This window comes from Photobacterium gaetbulicola (assembly GCF_003025515.1).
Lineage (GTDB): Bacteria > Pseudomonadota > Gammaproteobacteria > Enterobacterales > Vibrionaceae > Photobacterium > Photobacterium gaetbulicola.
Genome location: NZ_PYME01000009.1, coordinates 1 through 19,964, shown reverse-complemented (window position 1 = coordinate 19,964; position 19,964 = coordinate 1). Strand labels below are relative to the sequence as shown.

The 19,964-nt window shown below is 46.4% G+C and carries 18 protein-coding genes, 1 rRNA gene and 1 other RNA gene; 10 read left to right on the top strand and 10 right to left on the bottom strand.

What is annotated here, in order from left to right; translation table 11 throughout:
* Positions 1-7: 7 nt before the first annotated feature.
* The 6 genes from C9J03_RS09655 to smpB form a co-directional block, all read right to left on the bottom strand.
* Positions 8-1,639, bottom strand: coding sequence for a DNA phosphorothioation system sulfurtransferase DndC (locus C9J03_RS09655; RefSeq protein WP_044624135.1), 1,632 nt, complete (start codon positions 1,637-1,639; stop codon positions 8-10).
* A complete protein-coding gene (gene dndB, locus C9J03_RS09650; RefSeq protein ID WP_044624134.1) occupies positions 1,636-2,715 on the bottom strand; it encodes a DNA sulfur modification protein DndB in 1,080 nt (359 codons plus the stop codon). Before dndB ends, C9J03_RS09655 begins: the two co-directional genes overlap by 4 nt.
* A 175-nt stretch (positions 2,716-2,890) precedes the next feature.
* The gene (locus C9J03_RS09645) at positions 2,891-4,909 is read right to left on the bottom strand and encodes a DNA phosphorothioation-associated putative methyltransferase (protein WP_044624133.1); all 2,019 of its coding nucleotides are present in this window, start codon (positions 4,907-4,909) and stop codon (positions 2,891-2,893) included.
* A gap of 223 nt (positions 4,910-5,132) precedes the next feature.
* Positions 5,133-6,374, bottom strand: a complete 1,242-nt coding sequence (locus C9J03_RS09640) for an integrase domain-containing protein (RefSeq protein WP_044624132.1) — start codon at positions 6,372-6,374, stop codon at positions 5,133-5,135.
* Positions 6,375-6,559: 185 nt separating this feature from the next.
* Positions 6,560-6,929: a transfer-messenger RNA gene (gene ssrA, locus C9J03_RS09635) on the bottom strand.
* A gap of 146 nt (positions 6,930-7,075) precedes the next feature.
* Entirely contained in the window at positions 7,076-7,555 is a 480-nt protein-coding gene (smpB, locus tag C9J03_RS09630; RefSeq protein WP_044624131.1) for an SsrA-binding protein SmpB, read from the bottom strand.
* A 209-nt stretch (positions 7,556-7,764) separates the two neighbouring features.
* On the opposite strand from smpB, the gene C9J03_RS09625 reads away from it, so the two are divergent.
* Positions 7,765-8,199 (top strand): SRPBCC family protein, encoded by a 435-nt coding sequence (locus C9J03_RS09625; protein ID WP_044624130.1) that lies wholly within the window; start codon positions 7,765-7,767, stop codon positions 8,197-8,199.
* On the top strand, positions 8,189-8,515 hold the full coding sequence (locus tag C9J03_RS09620) for an RnfH family protein (protein ID WP_044624129.1): 327 nt from the start codon (positions 8,189-8,191) through the stop codon (positions 8,513-8,515). Before C9J03_RS09625 ends, C9J03_RS09620 begins: the two co-directional genes overlap by 11 nt.
* A gap of 83 nt (positions 8,516-8,598) precedes the next feature.
* Here the strand turns inward: C9J03_RS09620 and bamE are convergent, their stop codons facing one another.
* The 3 genes from bamE to nadK all read right to left on the bottom strand — a co-directional run bounded on the left by bamE (position 8,599) and on the right by nadK (position 11,836).
* Entirely contained in the window at positions 8,599-8,955 is a 357-nt protein-coding gene (gene bamE, locus C9J03_RS09615) for an outer membrane protein assembly factor BamE (RefSeq protein ID WP_044624128.1), read from the bottom strand.
* Between the two features lie 139 nt (positions 8,956-9,094).
* On the bottom strand, positions 9,095-10,762 hold the full coding sequence (recN, locus tag C9J03_RS09610; protein ID WP_039469492.1) for a DNA repair protein RecN: 1,668 nt from the start codon (positions 10,760-10,762) through the stop codon (positions 9,095-9,097).
* Positions 10,763-10,945: 183 nt separating this feature from the next.
* Positions 10,946-11,836 (bottom strand): NAD(+) kinase, encoded by an 891-nt coding sequence (nadK, locus tag C9J03_RS09605; protein WP_197068608.1) that lies wholly within the window; start codon positions 11,834-11,836, stop codon positions 10,946-10,948.
* A 181-nt stretch (positions 11,837-12,017) separates the two neighbouring features.
* On the opposite strand from nadK, the gene grpE reads away from it, so the two are divergent.
* The 3 genes from grpE to dnaJ all read left to right on the top strand — a co-directional run bounded on the left by grpE (position 12,018) and on the right by dnaJ (position 16,000).
* Positions 12,018-12,641: a nucleotide exchange factor GrpE gene (gene grpE, locus C9J03_RS09600; RefSeq protein WP_039469486.1), complete on the top strand. Its 624-nt coding sequence runs from the start codon at positions 12,018-12,020 to the stop codon at positions 12,639-12,641.
* A gap of 209 nt (positions 12,642-12,850) precedes the next feature.
* Entirely contained in the window at positions 12,851-14,770 is a 1,920-nt protein-coding gene (gene dnaK, locus C9J03_RS09595; protein WP_044624614.1) for a molecular chaperone DnaK, read from the top strand.
* An 87-nt stretch (positions 14,771-14,857) separates the two neighbouring features.
* The gene (dnaJ, locus tag C9J03_RS09590; RefSeq protein ID WP_039469484.1) at positions 14,858-16,000 is read left to right on the top strand and encodes a molecular chaperone DnaJ; all 1,143 of its coding nucleotides are present in this window, start codon (positions 14,858-14,860) and stop codon (positions 15,998-16,000) included.
* Positions 16,001-16,054: 54 nt separating this feature from the next.
* On the opposite strand, the gene C9J03_RS09585 is transcribed toward dnaJ, so the two are convergent.
* On the bottom strand, positions 16,055-16,459 hold the full coding sequence (locus C9J03_RS09585) for a type IV pilin protein (protein ID WP_044624127.1): 405 nt from the start codon (positions 16,457-16,459) through the stop codon (positions 16,055-16,057).
* Between the two features lie 149 nt (positions 16,460-16,608).
* Between C9J03_RS09585 and C9J03_RS09580 the strand changes: the two genes are divergently transcribed.
* The 5 genes from C9J03_RS09580 to C9J03_RS09560 all read left to right on the top strand — a co-directional run.
* Complete coding sequence (locus C9J03_RS09580) at positions 16,609-17,148, top strand: GspH/FimT family pseudopilin (RefSeq protein WP_044624126.1); 540 nt, start codon at positions 16,609-16,611, stop codon at positions 17,146-17,148.
* Positions 17,132-17,731: a prepilin-type N-terminal cleavage/methylation domain-containing protein gene (locus tag C9J03_RS09575; RefSeq protein WP_044624125.1), complete on the top strand. Its 600-nt coding sequence runs from the start codon at positions 17,132-17,134 to the stop codon at positions 17,729-17,731. Before C9J03_RS09580 ends, C9J03_RS09575 begins: the two co-directional genes overlap by 17 nt.
* Positions 17,731-19,029 (top strand): hypothetical protein, encoded by a 1,299-nt coding sequence (locus C9J03_RS09570; RefSeq protein WP_044624124.1) that lies wholly within the window; start codon positions 17,731-17,733, stop codon positions 19,027-19,029. The genes C9J03_RS09575 and C9J03_RS09570 overlap by 1 nt, the downstream gene beginning before the upstream one ends.
* Positions 19,019-19,429 carry a type IV pilus modification PilV family protein gene (locus tag C9J03_RS09565; protein WP_044624123.1) on the top strand — a complete coding sequence of 137 codons (411 nt, stop codon included), beginning with the start codon at positions 19,019-19,021 and terminating at the stop codon, positions 19,427-19,429. The genes C9J03_RS09570 and C9J03_RS09565 overlap by 11 nt, the downstream gene beginning before the upstream one ends.
* Before the next feature lie 310 nt (positions 19,430-19,739).
* Positions 19,740-19,964: ribosomal RNA gene (locus C9J03_RS09560) — 16S ribosomal RNA — on the top strand; the annotation flags it as partial.

Below are 19,964 nucleotides of genomic sequence, written 5' to 3'. Positions count from 1 at the left end.
TCAGTATTTAAAACTCTTTTTGAAGCTGTTTATCTATGTCTGCAAGTTGCTCGTTGTAGCGCTCAATTTCTTTTTGATGAACGTCAAACTCAGCCTTACTTTGCAGTGAAGCATGTTTATGTTTGATTTCTTCCAAGCTTCCCCAGTCTTGCTTTAATAGAGATTCGATCTTTTTTGAAATACCACTGCGACGGCTTAAGCCTTCCATTGAAACCTCTAATTCAATAAGCTTCATGATCATTTCTGGAGTAATATCAAAACTGTCACAAAGTTCATTAATTAGTTGTGCATCACCTTTACCAAAGCTAGCGTTATCGTCATAAATCCAATCAAGATCATAGCCATATATATCTCTAAAAATCGTTGGTAGAGAGTCATCCCAATCTGGTTCGTTTGGGTCATGAATCCATTCTTGGCGAATTGCATGAAGCTCAGGTGCCGTGATTAGCTCTATCTCACGGCCTTCAGATTTAAACTTATTATCTAATTCAAGTAGCTCACGTAGCCATTGGCGACGATATTTTAACCAGTAAGGCCCAGGCACATGCTTACGCTCTGTTGCTATATCTTCTCCTTCTTTGGCGTACTGGTAGCTAACTCTACCGGTGCGTCGCTTGTGGTTTCTGAACTCTTCTTTGTTTGCGGGATCAGTAGTCATCGCAAGCTTATTACGAAACTCTAGAAGAGGAGCCATCCACTCTTCACCATTTTGAATAAGGCTTTCCATAGCACGATCTTTGGTCACTACGGTACATGTCCAGCAGCCAAATCGAGAGTTACCACAAGATGGTGTGGTTTCATCTATAACCATTGGACATTCCCCTTGACCGGAAGAATCTTTGTAGAGGTTCCACAACACAAGGTTTTTGCCACCCCAAGGGTTTTCCCACTCTAGGTCATACTTGTCGATCCAAATGTTCTTCGGCCCATAAGGGGTCTGCTTAGTTTCAAGATGGCATAGGCGTAACAGTTTCCATACGTCATCAACGCCCCAGGTATCTATAGGTGTAAAGATAAATGCGTTAGCAAGGGTAGTGTGACGAGCAAGACGAGAGCCGTCGATTTTATGTTTAGCAATGACTTGAGCTCGAGAAGCACTTTCTTGGCTTCGTGAGCCTAGAACGACAATTACTTCATCAAATTGAGATACTTTTGTTTTGATGAAATTACTAACCGGATCTATCTTCATTCGTTCAGTACACCAGCGGAAAGAACGTGTCGGAGCAGGGTAGCCCTTACCCAGTAGATTAGCCCAAAAAGATTGACCAGCTTCAGGAACGACCTTGTGACAAGTGATTGGCAAGTTGTCGCGTTTTGCGCCTCTCTCAATTGCAATCAAGGAGTCTTTGATATGATTAACGACCACTGGTGTCTCGACGAGAGTATCGGAGGAAACGACAAATATGGGTTTATGGCGCTGCTCTGCTTCTAATCCGAGGAGTGCGATATAAACTAATGACATTACCGCAGATGAGTCTTTGCCGCCGCTGTATCCGATTACCCATGGGCGTTTATCAGCGCAGTAAACACGCTGAACATCGGCAATGTAGTGACTCAGTTTATTGTTAGCGAAGTCTTCTGCATGAATAAAGTCTTCGTATTCTGCAAGGTCTTCTGCTAGTTGTAGCTCGTTAATCATGATAGTTGCTTCTCTAGAGCTTTTTCTTCTGGGGTCAAATCTAACCCCAGTTCAATTTTTAATGCGTTGGCAGTTAGTAATATGCTTTGTGTGGACTTACTTAACTTACCGTGGTTCATGCTGCGCTCAACCCATACTGGGTTGGTTTTAAGCCAATTGATATTTGCTAGTGGCTCTAGCTTTTGTTTCCAATTGCTTGGGTTTTGGCAGAGTATTGCTTTACCTAGTACACCAATTGCATGCAGGCCTACGCCATGCGCGTGAATAAACTCTTGGCGTAGCTGAGCTGGGGATACCTGTTTGTCTATTACCATTTGCCAATCTGGTAAGTGTTTGGTTACTTCAGCCCAAAACTCTTGCGCTAGTTGTTTTTCATCTTGGCTAAAGCCATCTTTCGGCCCTTTTCCAAGTAATGCTCGAGTGGATTGCTTGATGCTACTCAATGTAAAAAGTTTGTTGGATTTCGGACTTATGTTCGATTTTTCCATTTCAGTAAGCCCAACAAATGGCAGTGAGTTGGTAGCGAGCTCTCTGGCTAACTCAGAGCTTTCATCTCTATGGTCATAAAGGGTGCCTAGTGATGGGCTTGGCTTAACTGCGTATTTGTTCAAATCGGCAAACATTTGCTGGCTACGAGTGAGTCCCTCGTCAATAAAGAACAACACAGGGATATTATCCTGACCAAGATCAGGGTTTTCGAGAAGAGCTTCTTCAATGGCTTTACGACGATGCTGACCATCATTGATCAAGATTTGAGCATCCATTGGGATTTTTAACGTACCTAAGTTAGGAGCTCCGTCATGATCATCAAAACCTATATCTACACCTACTGAAGCAGTTAATGCTGAGAATACATAATCTTTTGGATTATCAAGTAGGTACTTAACCATCTCAGGTATGCGCGTCTTATTTAGCGTACGTTGAGCGCGAAGCTCTGGTGGGACATCGCCCTCGTTGTAACTGAAGATCTTAGGGATAATTCTAAGGGGGCATGTTGCGATGTAGAATGGTCTACCTGCCTGAATACCCCTCACAGCGGGAAAAGAGTAACAGTATCCTGAGTCTTGATTTTGCATGCTGAGCTTCTAAGGTATGTTATTTATGACGTAAATTTTAACCTAGTATGTCATTTTATCAACCTTTGATTGTTGAATGAAAGTGGGTTATGTGTATTGATGACATACCTTTGCTGTAAGTGTGCGATTTTACATGTGTTAACTTTCAAATACTACGCTTGATAGCATTTCTTCGTTACCTGCGAAGCAGCTTGTATCCACAAACTCTCTTACCTGCTTTGCATAGCAAAACTTCTAATTCATTTCTATGTAGTAACGACTCCTGATGCCAGTCAATCTTAAGTATTTTTGATAGCCGTTTATCAAAGCTAAGTTGCTTAGAGTAATCCTGTGCCTCTGTATCCAAAAAAAGGTGTTTGTTTAATAATGGTGGACGTTTGTTTTTATTGGTATAGTCAAAAAAATCAATATCTTGATCGATCATTTTTATTTTTATTCGTTCAATCAAAAAGGGAAGGGAGCTGTTGAAATCATCGTAGGAAGTAAGTGACAGTTTGCCTGAATGGATGTGTATTTTGATGAGATCTATTTCTTCATCCAGTTCGCCATACATTTGCAATCCTGCGCCAACATATATCCGAAGTAGCACAGGTAGCTCATTGAGATAGTCGCGGTGAAAAATGAGTGAGTGCCCTTCATTTAATAAGCTAGCTGGTAGTTGAGAGTGTGCTTTTACGCAATGTGTGTTTATTAACTCAGTGTCTGCAATCGCGAACAATAGCTCAGCAGCAAGGTTTAAAGCTGCTCTGTGGTTGCCAAATAATGCATTTATATCTCGTTTGAGTGATTCTGGTTGTTGAGTGTAAGGCTTTCTTTTTTCGAATAGCCCCATTGCAAAGTACAGTAGTAAATCTTCTTTGCGGTTCTTTTCTGCTTGTTTAAAATCTTTGGTATCAAAAATATCACTTAGTAGGCCGAAGACTTTTTTGTGAGAGCCAACGAGAGCACGAACTCTCTCTGACTGCTCAAACTCGTCATTTACAGGGATACGACCAAGTTCTAAGCATATGTTCCAGAATGCGTTAAACAGTTCTTGGTTTTGCATAATCAGTAGTTTGGCCTTGTCCTTTTCTGCCAATGATTGCGGTGATGTCAGTTGTTGCCATTTGCGATGACGTTTGTATCGATTATGTAGATATTTTTGCTCTTCTAATTTGTCTTTAAATATGTAAAAGATGCCTGGTGCTACCGCTATTGCATCTTCTTGTAAGCTTCTCTCTATATACGTTTTTATCTCAGATTGAGCATAGTACTTTTGAAATGTGTTTCGCGAGGTAATTACGCCATCTTTATATTGCTTGAATTGGGCAATATAGCTTTCAGTTGCCAACATGACGGATACGACTAAAACCTTACTGGTTAGCTCCCAAGCATCCAGTAGGGCGTCTAATCGTTCATCTTGATCTTCGATGACATTAAGTACAAAACCAAGATTCACAATATCGGATATTATTTTGTCGTTGTCGGGTTGAAAGTTTGGGTCCCAGCCTGAAGCATCTAAGCCATGAGTCACGAGCTCTCGCAGATCGTCGCCTCTACCGCATCCATAATCAAAAATGGAGTAAGAGCCTTCAAGGTAACCATGCTTTACCAGTGTTTTCATTGGAGCAGAAAGCTCTTGCCTTACCAATGCGGTTTTGTGTCGGTCGATACCGGGCTCTTTATTATTGATTAATGCCGAGCTTCGGAATAGGCGCCCAGCGACAATCTTATACCCGTGGTGAGTGATTATGTTTTCCCATGAACGTTTGAAACCAATGAGTCTACTATTCTCGTAAAGCCCTGCATTTTCACCTTCTTGGGTTATAGCAACAAAGTTTTCGTAATGCTTACTCTCGGCAAGGATCATTGTCTCTTTTCGATGCAATATTGGTGGGTTATCTGATCCGTCATAGCTTGTTGATTTGTGGCTTAGTTTGGCCAGATTGACATTAAGGCTGTGTTTTAAAGCAGGGTATGAATTACTATAAAAATCAGGGTAGTAAAGTAACGAAAGCCGAAATTCTTTTTTGAAGAGCTTTACGAGGTTCCAATTGTCATCATCCAGCTTGAGTGCTTTTGCAACGGTAGGGATGAAAACATTTAGCGCGGCGGGTAGGGCAGAAAAAGCATCTCTGTGTAGGTAGATAGCATCAGGAAGTTGTTTACCAACTTTGACTTCGGATACAAGTTTTTTGAATAAGTTAGCTTCCATGCTTAAACCAGATGATCACTTTTAGTGATTATAAATTATCAAAGATACCATGTGAGGCTTAATTATCGCACTTTTGCTACTAACTCGAAGACCATCACAGTGTGTCTTTATGATGAGTACGTAATGAGCGTTGGTAGGGCCAATGCTGATATGGATCGGTTTATCTTTGCCATAAAAATATAGGCAGTCGAATACTAGTTGTTCGAGAATGTATTTAGCCACTTTAATCGTTGAGGCTACTGTAGCTGGTACTAGTCACAGAGAGGCTGCCTTGTGCAGCCTCTCTTATATTCCGGCTCCACCAGCTCATCATTTCACGGCGTTGTTCTAGGTAATCAGTCCGGTTGTAAGCAGCACGTACCTGATTGTTATCTACGTGGGCTAATGCTGCCTCTATCAGTTCAGATTTGTATCCTTTCTCGTTTAGCGTAGTGCTGGCAAGAGAGCGTAGACCATGACTAACAAGTCTTCCTTCAAAACCCATGCGTTTAAGTGCCATGTTAGCCGTTTGGCTGTTACAGGGTTTCTTTGGATCACGGTCTGACGGGAATATAAATTCTCTGTGACCGCTTAGTGGATGAATGGCCTCTAGTAATGCAATAGACTCAGAGGTTAGTGGAATGGAGTGTTCACGGCGCTTTTTCATTCGCTCTGCAGGTATAGTCCAGACTTTACGTTCTAAGTCTATCTCCTCCCAGCGGGCACCAGCTGCCTCACTAGGGCGCGTTATGGTGTGCAACTGCCATTCGATTAGACAGCGTGTCGTTTTCTTTATACTTGCGTTAGCAACCGCTCTCATGAGCTCTGGAAGCTCATTGGGTGCTAGTGCTTTCATGTTCTCTTTTTGCGGCTTTTTGAAAACTGATTTCAAGCCACTAATCGGGTTAGTATCAATCAGGCCACAGTTAACTGCATAAATCATGACTTCATTTAAGCGCTGAACGACACGTTTCAGTGTTTCTAGGCTGCCTTTTGCTTCTATAGGTCTCAATACGTCAATCACGTAAGGTGCAGATATTTTTTTTATTGGTAATTGACCAAGGTCAGGAAAAACATTGAGTTCTAGAGAACGCCAAATATCTTTTGCATGATCAGCAGTGATGGAATCACTTTTTACTTCGAACCACTGTTGGGCTACGTTGAACAATGTGTGCTCTGTTTGTGCTTTCTGTTTTGCTATTGCTTCTTGTTTATAAGCTTTTGGGTCTATGCCTTCAGTAACGAGCTGGCGGTTAGTTTGCCTTAGCTCACGTGCTTTTGAGAGGGATACATCAGGGTATGCGCCAAGACCAAGGTTAACGCGCTTTTTAGTGATAGGGTGAATGTAGTTGAAGTTCCACAGCTTTGAGCCATGAGCACGAACGCGAAGTTGTAGCCCGCCACCATCAGATAGGACGTAATCTTTATCCCTACTTTTAGCTGCTTTTATTTCTCTATCACTTAACGGTTTTGTTATCTTGGCCATCTAGACATCCTTACGTCTTTTGATGTATTCCTGAACTCGACATGTATTACTAGGAATACCATAAGGAATACTATTGGTCAAAGATTGGGCAGGACGTTAGAGGACACTACAGGATGATAAACTATTGATTTTATATTGATATAGATACAAAAAAAGACGCCCTAGGACGTCTTTAAATGTAGATTTGGTGGAGCTGGCGGGAGTTGAACCCGCGTCCAAAATCAGTCTAACAGATGGCGCTACATGCTTAGTCTTTCTATATTCTCGTAAGAGCACTGCGGAAAGACACGCCATGCCAATACATACCAGAATTCTATTTCGCGGTTCACCTCTCTGGTCGAAAGTTCCCTCGCTATCTTGTTTGGGTTTGAACCCCTGTTGGTCCCCGTCTTACAAGCGGAAGCTAGGGCAGGAGCGCTCTTAGCAGGTTATTAAGCTGCTAGTGCGTAGTTTTCGTCGTTTGCGACTATTTTTTTGCGGCTTTTTTACGAGGCCAACCGCACCTCGGCATGCTCCACAAGCCTTCGTGATCCTGTCGAATCCTAAATCAGCCCCAGAGTTAAGGCGATGGTAACAGAATTTCACCAAGCGTCAATACAATTCCCTGCCAGCGTGTCTCTTATGGAGAAAAATCCATCACTTATACCAACTAGGATAAACAGATATCTATACAGGTTGCTATGACTGGCAGGTAAAGTGTATTAGCGCAGGCTGCTCTTCATGATACGCGCCTTGTCGCGCTGCCAATCTTTGTCTTTCTTGTCAGCACGCTTGTCGTGTAGTTTCTTACCTTTCGCCGTACCTACTTTAAGTTTAACCCATGAACCCTTCCAGTACATGGAAAGGGCCACGATGGTTTCGCCATCGCGGTTAACGGCACCCATTAGCTTGTCGATTTCACGACGGTTCAACAGTAGCTTACGGGTACGGGTAGGGTCGGCCACTACGTGGGTAGACGCCGCGTTCAGCGGGGTGATCTGCACGCCCGAAATGAAAGCTTCGCCGTTGCGCAGGAATACGTAGCTTTCCGAGATGTTTACCTTACCAGAGCGGATCGCTTTTACTTCCCAGCCCTGGAGTTCCATGCCAGCTTCGTACTCGTCGCTGATCGCGAACTCGAAGCGGGCGCTTTTGTTCTTGGCAATAGTATTGCTACTTTGCTTTGGTTTTTTCTTGGCCATAAATACTCTTAAATGTTGCTGTCCCAGCGGCAGATGCTCTGGCTGGTCGAAAAGTGTCTATTTATAAATCAAAGAGATGAAGTCAATAAACACGCTTATTTTGGCTGTTAGCCCAGTAATGTTATCATTGAGGTTGTCCTTGTCATAGTTTTACCCGCAATGCGCTTGAAACGGTGACAGGTGGCACGTTTTAACTGTAAGGAGAAGCTATGCCTCAGATCAGTCGTTCTGCATTAGTCCCATTTAGTGCAAAACAAATGTTTGAACTTGTTAACGATGTTGAATCATACCCTGCATTCCTGCCGGGCTGCTCTGGTACCAAAATTTTAGAAAGCTCCGAACAGCATATGATGGCCTCGGTGGATGTGTCCAAGGCCGGTATCAAGAAAACATTTGTGACCCGCAATGATCTGACTGACAGCAGTATGATTGCCATGCAGCTGGTCGATGGCCCGTTCAGCCGACTGGTCGGTGGCTGGCACTTCACTGAGCTCGATGCCGAAGCGTGCAAGGTCGAGCTCAAGCTGGATTTTGAATTTACCAACGGCTTGGTGGAAGCGGCGTTCGGTAAGGTCTTCCGTGATTTGACCAACAACATGGTGTCTGCCTTTACCCAGCGTGCGCGAGAGATTTATGACTTCTGAAGAAACGCTGATCCACGTTGAAGTGGTGTATGCCCTGCCTGATGTACAGAAGGTGATCCGTGTGACGGTCACGCCGGATATGCAGGTGCAGCAGATCATTGAGCAATCCGGGGTGCTGGCACTCTACCCGGAGATTGATCTGAAAAAGAACAAAGTGGGGATCTACAGCCGCAATGTGAAGCTCGATGCCTTGGTACATGATGGTGACCGTATCGAGATTTACCGCCCGCTGCTGGCCGATCCGAAAGAGATCCGCCGCAAGCGTGCAGAGCAAGCCAAGCAAGAAGCATTGGTCGCCAAGGGCGATAAAGCTTAGGAGCGGGCAGCAATGGATCCCAATAAAAAAGCTCGCCAATGGCGAGCTTTTTGTTTTCTGTTAACCAGCAATGTCGAGCAACCTTAGTTGAATTGCTCCATGAACTGAGGGCTTTTCTCATAGTCCCCCTCCAGGCTGGTTAGCTGATTCTGGGCATTGAACTTCAGGATCAGGTTTTTCTGTTGCGGCTCTTTGTGGCCCGGCTTGTGGTAGTACACGTAGTACCAGGTATCCGGGTACTCAGGTTCAATCAGCATTGGCGAGCCGAGCACGAACTGCACCTGCTCTTTGTTCATTCCGTATCGAAGGGTGTCGATATCTTTTTGCTCCAGGTAGTTACCCTGGTTAATATCAATTCGGTAGACCAGTCGATCAACGACTGAACAGCCACCCAATAAACTGACCGCCAAAGCCACGGCAGCAAGGTTCTTCCAATTCATAGCATCCCGGCAAGTTCGCTTTATTCTGCAGCGATGATAAACAACCCCCGAGCAGAAGTAAAAAAGCAGTAAAGAAAAAAACTGTAATTGAGACTGCAGTACAACCATTTAGTTGCACTGCCCGTTAAGTTTATTCTATTTATGCCGCAACCAGCAGCTCTTTTGCGTTTGCCAGAGTGCGCTCGGTAATTTCGCTACCGCCTAACAGGCGGGCCAGTTCGTTGACGCGGGCTTCCTGGGTCAGCGGGAACATGTTGGTTTCGGTCTGTCCCTTACTGGACTTCTTCGCTACAAACATCTGCTGGTGGCCACAACCAGCGACCTGTGGCAAGTGAGTCACACACATGACCTGGGTCGACTCGCCCAGGGTGCGTAGCATCTTGCCGACGATGGCCGCGGTCGGTCCGCTGATCCCCACATCGACTTCATCGAATATCAGGCTAGGGGTTTCGACTTTTTGCGCTGTGATCACTTGGATAGCCAGCGAGATCCGCGATAGCTCACCGCCGGACGCCACTTTGCCCAGCGGCTGCAATGGCTGGCCAGGGTTGGTCGAGACCAAGAAGGTGATGGTGTCGAAGCCCAATGGGCTCAGCATCCCTTCGGTATCGCTCTGAACATCAATCTTGAACACGCCGTTTTCCATGCTGAGCTGGTGCATGCTGTCGGAGATCTTCTTGTCGAGCTCCTTGGCGTAGCGTTGGCGGCTCTTGCTGAGCTTTTCGGCACTGGCCAGGAATTTCTGGCGCAGGCATTCGACGTTCTCGGCAATCTCTTCCAAGCGCTCATCGCTGCAATCAAGGTTTTCCAGCTCTTTAAGCAACTCCTGGTGCTTGCTGTATAGCTCTTCCGGCATCACGTAGTGCTTGCGGGCAAGCGACATGATCTTGGCCAGTCGCTCTTCGAGGTACATCAGTCGCTGTGGATCCATATCCATGTTATCAAGGTAGCTGCGTAGCTCCTGGCTCGCTTCCTGTACCTGGATAATGGCTTCTTCCAGCATTTGCGGGATAGCGCTGAGGTTACTGTCGATCTCGCCGAGGTTGGCGACTTCCTGGCATGCCGACTGCAGCATGTTGAGGGCGTTGCAATCTTCGTTGTCATAGAGCATCGACAGCGCTGTCTGGCTCGATACCGCCAGCTCGCCGCTGTTGGAGAGGCGCTTGTGCTCTTCTTCGATCTCGGCGTACTCGTCTTCGGCCAGAGCCAGTTCGTTGAGCTCTTTGACCTGGTATTGGATCAGTTGCTTCTGCGCTTCGTTCTCTTCGCGGTTTTGCACCAGACGCTTGTATTCGTTGTTGGCCTGACGCCAGCGCTGATAGTGGTTGCGGGTTTTTTCCATCAGCTGATGGTGGCCGGCATATTGGTCCAGCATTTGCTGCTGGTAATCAGGTCGCATCAGCTGCTGATGGGCATGCTGGCCATGAATGTTGATCAATAACTGCCCCAAGGCTTTTTGCTGCGATGCAGGTACCGGGCTACCGTTGATAAAGCCACGTGAACGGCCTTCCTTGGTGATGACACGACGCAGGATACATTCGTCACCATCAATCAGCTCGTTGTCTTCCAGCCAGCGGCGGGCGGCTTGGTTGTTGAGCAATGAGAAGGCGGCAGAGATTTCTGCTTTGTCTTCGTTCGGGCGAACCATGCAAGCTTCGGCGCGATCACCCAAACACAAGCCAAGTGCATCGATGGCAATGGATTTACCTGCACCCGTTTCACCGGTGATGGTCGTCATTCCCGGTTTAAGTTCAAATTCAAGGTTTTTGACAATAGCAAAGTTTGAGATCGTCATATGAGCCAGCATGTGTTCACCTGTTTAAATCAACACCTGTTTTTTCATACAGTATATACTGTATCTACATACAGTAAAGTACTGTTGGTGAAATTTTTCCAACAAAGCTTGATTTAGGTTAACGTTCTGAAATTTGGCAATAAAAAAGCCAACCTTTAGGTTGGCTTCAGAATTGGATTATTGAGGTGATTTGCGCTAGAACAATCGACTCGACCAGCCCAGCTTGCCCCGCAGCACCTCATAGTAGCTGTAATTCTTCGGGTGGATCAGCTTGAGGGTTTCCGGGCTTTGGTAAATGTGGATCTCATCGCCCGGGCTGACCGGCAGGGATACCTGGCCGTCACAGCTGACTTCCAATGTACTGCCATTGGTTGGTGAAACCATCAATTTGATCCGGCTATTGCCGTCCACCACCAATGGGCGGCACGACAGGGTATGCGGGAACATCGGCACCAACGAAATCGCATTGAGCTCGGAAGACAGGATCGGGCCGCCACCGGAAAGCGAATAGGCCGTTGAACCGGTTGGCGTAGAGATAATCAGGCCGTCGGAGCGCTGGGAGAAGGCAAAGGTATCATCGATGTAGACCTCGAACTCAATCATGTGGGCGATTTTGTCCGGGTGCAGCACCGCTTCGTTGAGGGCCGCGTTGCGGCTTTTTATCATGCCGTGGCGGTGGACTTCCGCTTCAAGCAAAAAGCGCTTTTCAACCACGTATTCGCCGTTGAGCACCTGGTCAAGCTCGTCTTCGAAGGCATCGGGATCAAGATCGGTCAAAAAGCCAAGGCTGCCGCGGTTGACGCCAATCACCGCAATGTCGAAGCGCGACAGTACCCGTGCCGCGCCCAGCATATTGCCGTCACCACCGACTACGATCGCCAAGTTGGCTTTGTCACCGATAGTCAATAAATCACAAAAGGCGGTCTTGGGCAGTGACAGGTCATTGGCCAGGCGGTGGTCAACAAGTACGTCATACCCTTTCTCGACCAGCCATTTATAGAGGCTCAAATGGGTCTGCAAGGCTTCGGGGTTGCGGGGTTTGCCAATTATCGCGATAGTCTGGAAAACGCGTGTCATGTCCATGATCCGACAAATAAAGAGATGTCCAGTATAGCGTCAGGATTAGACACTTGTCGCGCATTGTGAGCGATATCGGGTTGATTCATTGAACTTCATCCCCATAATATGCGCATATACGAGTTTTTTGGATAGAGCTGATTATTCTATCCTCCATTGAATACCATGATCTTGGCGGAGAAGCGAAAGCATGAGCAACGAAGAGAAAAAAGTACAGGACGAACAGCTACAGCAAGAGCAAACTGTTGAAGCGGTTGAAACTGAATCTGCTGAGGAAGAAGTGGTTGAAATGACCATTGAAGAGCAGCAGGCAGCCCGCATCGCTGAGCTAGAAGCTGCTTTGCTAACCAGCGAAGCCAAAGTACGTGAACAGCAAGACAGCGTGTTGCGTGCCCGTGCCGACGTAGAAAACATGCGTCGCCGCAGCGAGCAGGAAATTGACAAGGCACGTAAGTTTGCTCTGAATAAGTTTGCTGAAGAGCTACTGCCGGTTATCGATAACATGGAACGTGCTATCGAGATGGCAGACAAGAACGACGAAGCGATCAAGCCAATGGTTGAAGGTGTTGAGCTAACGCTGAAAACCATGATGGGTACGGTTGAGAAATTCGGCCTGAAGCAGCTGAACCCTATCGGTGAAGCCTTCAACCCTGAATTCCACCAGGCAATGTCTATCCAGGAAAGTGCTGAGCACGAGCCAAACACTGTCATGCTGGTGATGCAGAAGGGCTACGAGCTGAATGGCCGTGTGGTTCGCCCTGCAATGGTAATGGTGTCTAAGGCTGCGGCTGGCAACATCGATACCCAAGCATAAGCGGGATAGCGATTGAGCAAAGCCCGCTTCGTGCGGGCTTTTTAATTTTTTTTGATTTTTTTTCGATGTCGCCCTTGAAAACAATTTGGCTGCCCCTATTTAGTAGTCATACGACATCGTAAATCAATTTCAGCGGGTAACACCGCATTGTCAGCGGCGTTAAGGTAACGAGCTGACAAGTAAGCTAAATGAATTTCGGAGAGAGCCTGATGGGTAAAATCATTGGTATTGACTTGGGTACAACTAACTCTTGTGTAGCAGTACTTGATGGTGACAAGCCACGTGTAATTGAAAATGCTGAGGGTGAGCGCACAACGGCATCTGTGATCGCTTACACCCAAGACGGTGAAACTCTAGTTGGTCAGCCAGCTAAGCGCCAGGCGGTGACAAACCCTGAAAACACGCTATTTGCAATCAAGCGTCTTATCGGTCGTCGCTTTGAAGACGAAGAAGTACAGCGCGACATCGAAATCATGCCTTTCAAAATCGTTAAGGCTGACAACGGTGATGCTTGGGTAGAAGCAAAAGGCCAGAAAATGGCTGCTCCTCAGGTTTCTGCTGAAGTACTTAAGAAAATGAAGAAAACTGCTGAAGACTTCCTTGGTGAGGAAGTAACTGGCGCGGTTATCACAGTTCCAGCATACTTCAACGATGCACAGCGTCAGGCAACGAAAGATGCCGGCCGTATCGCAGGTCTTGAAGTTAAGCGTATCATCAACGAACCAACTGCTGCTGCTCTGGCTTATGGCCTAGACAAGCAGGGTGGTGACCGTACTATCGCGGTTTACGACCTTGGTGGTGGTACTTTCGATATCTCTATCATCGAAATCGACGAAGTTGAGGGCGAGAAGACCTTTGAAGTGCTTTCTACCAACGGTGACACGCACCTAGGTGGTGAAGACTTCGATAACCGCATGATCAACTACTTGGTTGACGAGTTCAAGAAAGAGCAAGGTATCGACCTTAAGAACGATCCGCTAGCGATGCAGCGTGTTAAAGAAGCGGCTGAAAAAGCGAAAATCGAACTTTCTTCTGCTCAGCAGACTGACGTAAACCTACCTTACGTGACTGCTGACGCGACGGGTCCTAAGCACATGAACATCAAAGTGACACGTGCGAAACTAGAATCTCTAGTTGAAGACCTAGTACAACGCTCTCTTGAGCCACTAAAAGTTGCTCTTGCTGATGCAGACCTATCTGTAGGCGACATCACTGACGTTATCCTTGTTGGTGGTCAGACTCGTATGCCTATGGTTCAGGCGAAAGTTTCTGAGTTCTTCGGCAAAGAGCCACGTAAAGACGTGAACCCAGACGAAGCAGTTGCCGTTGGTGCTGCCGTTCAGGGCGGTGTTCTTGCGGGTGAAGTTAAAGACGTTCTACTACTAGACGTTACTCCACTATCTCTTGGTATCGAAACCATGGGTGGCGTAATGACTAAGCTAATCGAGAAAAACACCACTATCCCTACTAAGGCGAACCAGGTGTTCTCGACTGCTGAAGACAACCAGAGCGCGGTAACTATCCACGTCCTACAGGGTGAGCGTAAGCAAGCGGGCTATAACAAGTCTCTTGGCCAGTTCAACCTAGAAGGTATCAACCCGGCTCCTCGCGGTATGCCTCAGATCGAAGTAACATTCGACCTAGATGCCGACGGTATCCTGCACGTATCTGCGAAAGATAAGAGCACAGGTAAAGAGCAGAAGATCACTATTCAGGCATCTGGCGGTCTGAGCGACGAAGATATCGAGAAGATGGTACAGGAAGCAGAAGCTAACAAAGAAGCGGACAAGAAGTTCGAAGAGTTGGTAACTGCACGTAACCAAGCTGACCAGCTAGTTCACGGTACTCGCAAGCAGATCGAAGAAGCGGGCGATGCGCTTCCAGCTGAAGACAAAGCGACCATCGAAGCGGCTGTAAACGAGCTTGAAGAAGCACGTAAAGGCGAAGATAAAGAAGCAATCGACGCTAAAGTTCAGGCGCTTATCGCAGCTTCTCAGAAGCTGATGGAAATCGCTCAGCAGCAGGCTCAAGCACAGCAGGCACAAGCTGGTGGCGAACAGCCTCAGCAAGAGCAAGACGACAACGTGGTTGACGCTGAGTTCGAAGAAGTTAAAGACGATAAGAAATAAGATAGTTAATTCTTAATCTTATTTGAGCGCGGGCGTTGGAGGTTACTCTTGCGCCCGTAGCTGTATTAAGGCAGGTGACAGATAAGTATGTCAAAACGAGATTTTTATGAAGTTCTGGGCGTAAGTCGTGATGCGTCAGAGCGTGATATCAAAAAGGCTTACAAGCGCCTTGCAATGAAGTTCCACCCTGACCGTAACCAGGGTGATGAGCAAGCGGCTGAGAAGTTCAAAGAAGTTAAGACTGCATACGAAATCCTAACGGATCCTCAGAAGAAAGCAGCTTACGATCAGTACGGCCATGCCGCCTTTGAGCAAGGCGGTATGGGCGGTGGCGGCGGCTTCGGCGGCGGTGCTGACTTCGGTGACATTTTCGGTGATGTGTTTGGCGATATCTTCGGTGGCGGTGGCCGTCGTGGTGGTCAGCAGCGCGCCCAGCGTGGTGCCGACTTGCGCTACAACATGGAGCTGACACTGGAAGAAGCGGTTCGCGGCTGTAGCAAAGAGATCCGTGTTCCTACTTTGGTTCACTGTGATACCTGTGACGGTTCAGGTGCCAAGAAAGGCACATCTGCCACTACGTGTGGTACCTGTCACGGCAGTGGCCAGGTGCAGATGCGCCAGGGCTTCTTCGCTGTACAGCAGACCTGTCCGCACTGTCACGGTCGCGGCAAGATCATCAAAGAGCCATGTGGTACCTGTCACGGTCAGGGCCGCAAGGAAGAAACCAAGACGCTGTCTGTTAAAATCCCTGCCGGTGTGGATACTGGCGATCGCATTCGTCTATCTGGCGAGGGTGAAGCAGGTGAGTTTGGCGCGCCAGCCGGTGATCTGTACGTACAGGTCCATGTTGCCCAGCACCACATCTTCGAGCGTGACGGTAACAACCTATACTGCGAAGTCCCAGTGAGCTTCACTATGGCTGCCTTGGGTGGCGAGGTTGAAGTCCCAACCCTTGATGGTCGCGTGAACCTGAAAGTACCTTCTGAAACCCAAACTGGCCGCATGTTCCGCATGCGTGGTAAGGGCGTGAAGTCGGTACGTGGTGGCGCAATGGGTGATCTTATCTGTAAGCTGGTGGTAGAAACCCCGGTTAACCTAAGTGCCCGTCAGAAAGAGTTGCTACAAGAACTTGAAGAAACCCTAGGTGGTAAAGCGGCAAAGAAGCATAAGCCAAAGGCTGAAGGCTTCTTTGACGGTGTGAAGAAGTTCTTCGATGATCTAACCGGTTAATTGACCTGTTAGATTATATATACGAAAAGCCAGCGCAAGCTGGCTTTTTTGTTTTTACCAGCACTTGCCACTTCCCGTCGCTTTGCCTATTCCTGCCGCGTTAAGAGTCAGAGTCTTACAGCTATCCTTATTTTGGCCGGATTCTCTTTGCGGTGTCGCTTTGATGATGTAAAGGTTTTCGCCTGAGCCACTTGAGTCAATGGTGAATTTGTAGCGGTCTGGAGCTGACTCACAGAATGAACAACTACCACCACTGACGATATTAAATAGGTAGCTATTATTCTTGGTGTATTGCTCTTCAAGCTTTAATTGAACCTTGATGAGATCTGTCATTGCTCTAGAGCGATGCGACTTTAGAAAGTGTTCTTGGTATGAGGGGTAGGCAATCGATCCGAGAATTGCGATGACCGCTACCGCGATTAAGAGCTCGATCAACGTCACGCCTTTTTGTCTTTTCATTTTTTAATGCCTCTAAAATCTTCGAGTTCACTCGATAACTCATCTCAATTCAGTCATCGACATTTTGGCGGGATGATAATATATACATCAAGTTGAATATTTTCTGTCATTGACAATTTGGATGGAAATGGGGAATAGGTCGCGGAACTGTGTATGGCGTACATAAAAGTTACCTTCATGTTAGGCAAGATGCTGGTTTTAGCTTGCTTGAGTTGCTGATTGCCCTAACCGTTGTCGTTACCTTGGTGAGCGCAGCTGCACCATCATTTAACAATGTACTTGAAAGCAATAAGATCAGGCGGCTAGCGATTGATATCGAGAGGCTACTGGCACAAGCTAAGTCTGAAGCGGTGATGCGGGGAGAAGATATTACGGTAGAGACTGTAGATGTTGGTTTCAGCTCTGCAGTGAATACCGCTCCTGATTGGTTGATACGGGCTAAAACATCAAGTGGCAATGAGGTTATTGCGCAAGTCAGTGGCGACCAATTTCCAAGTTTATCTTTTTATATGACATTTACGAAAGATACGATTGGGTTTGATTCAATGACCGGGCGCCCAGAGCTGAGTGGTAGCTTTGTTTTTTCTGTTGGCGGTAGAGAAAGCGTTAGAGTCAAAACCAATCTTATGACGGGCCGGCTATATGTCTGTAGTGAAAATGGAGGCTACGGCTATGGTATCTGCTCATAAAATTAGCCGTGGTTATAGCCTGATTGAGCTGGTAGTGGCAACCGCAATGTCACTGTTGGTCTTGGCTGCGGTCACTTCCATATTTATGTCTGGATTCAGTAGTGCTTCACAGCGCTCGTTGCAGTTGATGTTGGCGCAAGATACCAACGATGCCCTACGAATGATAAAGGATGACATCTTACGGGCCGGATTTGCATCCGGCGCTTCATCGACCTTTTTGATCAGCGGTGCGACGAATACTGTGTATCTGGATGCACCAATGGCCGGTAAATCTCACTGTATTGGCTATGGCTATAGTGATGGAAGTAATGAGTATTACCGTTCTTATTATCTAGAAGATGAAAAGCTTAATATCTATATGACTGAGAGCTCGGTTATGACAGCGGCTGATGCATGCAAGAAAGGGCACTCGGCTCTTGACTATCAACGACTCAAAGTGACCAAGTTTGAAGTTGAAGAGAAGTTGCTGGGTAGTGGTGGAGCGACAAGTCAGTTATTAACGATTAGCCTAGATGTGTCGACATTGGACAATACCGTAATCGCCTCTAAAAATGTGATTGTTAAAACAAGGAACTGGAACTAATGCAGAAGCAGAGAGGACTGACAACGTTGCTGGTGACGACCATGATATTGCTCATATCATCGGTGCTCTCTTTGGCATCGTATAAAAATGTTTTTTATCAGATTAAACGTACCCAGAATGAAGTTCTGGCCAGGCAGGCGCATTGGCTGGCAGAAGGGGGAATGGAGTGCGGGCTGACAACAATATTCAACTCTCCTAATCCTGAAAATGCCCATCAGCCTGGTTTTTTTCCAAATGGATGTACGACAGGTCTTGGTGTTGATTTGGTTGCTGTTAAAGATGCTTCTACCTATGAGCTGACTTCACAGTATATAGATCGTGCAAAAGCGACGCTGAAAAAGAGCATTAGTATTTTATCGAGCGGCAAGAGTGGTGCAATACAGACAGGTTCGAATATGTACGCACATTCCTCGTTAGCAATTTATAACCCGGAGCCGGGAAAATTTACTGGTGAAGGTTGGCAGTGTGTGGCTGTTCGATATCGAGACAAATATGAACCGACAGCATCCATTGCTAATTATGGACTACTTGCTAAGCCTGATCCGTCTTTTGATAACAAAGGTAAGGACTGCCTAGCGTCACATAAAACAATGGGGACCGGGATAGAAGCATTGAAAGAGGACTTTGTGCATGATCCTAGCATGAGTCCTTTTGAGGATTTTTTTGGAGTCAGTGATCAGCAGCACAACCAAGTCCGTGATGATTACTTTGATGTTGTAATAACAGAAACAACATCTCCATCGGGTAATGACTTCGAATACTCGGGTATGACCAATTGCTCTGCTGCAATCCTGGAAGCTTTAACAAAAGGGCATGAAAAAATTTGGGTAGAGGGGAGCTGTGAAGTGGCGGGAGTAGACTTTGAAAATGTGGCCAAAGAATCACAGCGCCTAGATGGCGTGCTGATACTTGTCCATGATGGGCTGTTTTCGCTTTTTCCGAATAATGGGGATAAATCAGAAAAGTACAACGGTTTGCTATTCCACTACAACGTGGATTATCAGTATGACTTTAGTGACTGGGAGGGTAGTAAGGCTTTCGATCACTTAAACCATCCGAGTTCGGTTTTTGGCGATAAGGTCGATTTGGCAAGCTACTATCTTCATGGTTCACTCAATATAAATGGCGGCGTAATTTTAGACGCTAAACACTACGATATTTCTGTTCAGAAATTCGTATCACAGAATGCATTACTGTTTGATTCATTTGCGTTGACGTATAACGGCAGCTATTTCGATAAGTTTGAAGGAGGCCCGGTGACAGTAAAATGGATGCAAGGAACATGGCATGATTTCTAATTCCAGAGGTTTTAGCTTTGTTGAAGTTCTGATTGCACTTGCGATTATGGCAGTAGGTGTAATGGCGGTGATTAAAATGCAATCGTTTATGGACTTTAAGGCAGATAATGCCCTAAAAACGTTGGATGCTTTGTATTTAGCTGAAGAGAAACTGGAACAGTACCATACTCGATCACAAAGTGCTGCGGGAGGGACTATTGCCTTTGGTTCAATTCAGAGTCATACAGAAGCTACTTCTATGGCGGGTTTGACGGTAACGAGAGTTGTTACTGTTATTGACGATATGCCAGTCCCAGATGCGAAAAAAGTGACTGTAGAGGTAATTTGGAACGATCGGTTTGAGCAAATTCAATCTGTAAGTCTTGAAACTGTTATTTCAAAGTATAGTGAATTTGATTGATTTCCTGCGTAGGTAGAGTCATAAAATAGTCGAAAATTACCGCCCTGTTTAAAGTTTGTTCGCTTGGCCTTTTTTCTTGAAAAAACTATTGCCCTCACAAAATCTCTCCCTATAATGCCACCTCACTGACACGGAGCACGGCAACTTAAGCCGCTAACCAGTCAGCATTGTTCTTTAACAATTTGACCATGCAATCTGTGTGGGCACTCGTGAAATGATAGTCAAAAAGATTTATCAGTGAGCTGAGTGACCAAATTGATACTTCGGTATCAGCACAGTCAATTTATCAGTAATCACTGAGCCAAAACTTTAATTGAAGAGTTTGATCATGGCTCAGATTGAACGCTGGCGGCAGGCCTAACACATGCAAGTCGAGCGGCAGCGACATAAACAATCCTTCGGGTGCGCTTATGGGCGGCGAGCGGCGGACGGGTGAGTAATGCCTGGGAAACTGCCCTAGTGTGGGGGATAACCATTGGAAACGATGGCTAATACCGCATAATCTCTTCGGAGCAAAGAGGGGGACCTTCGGGCC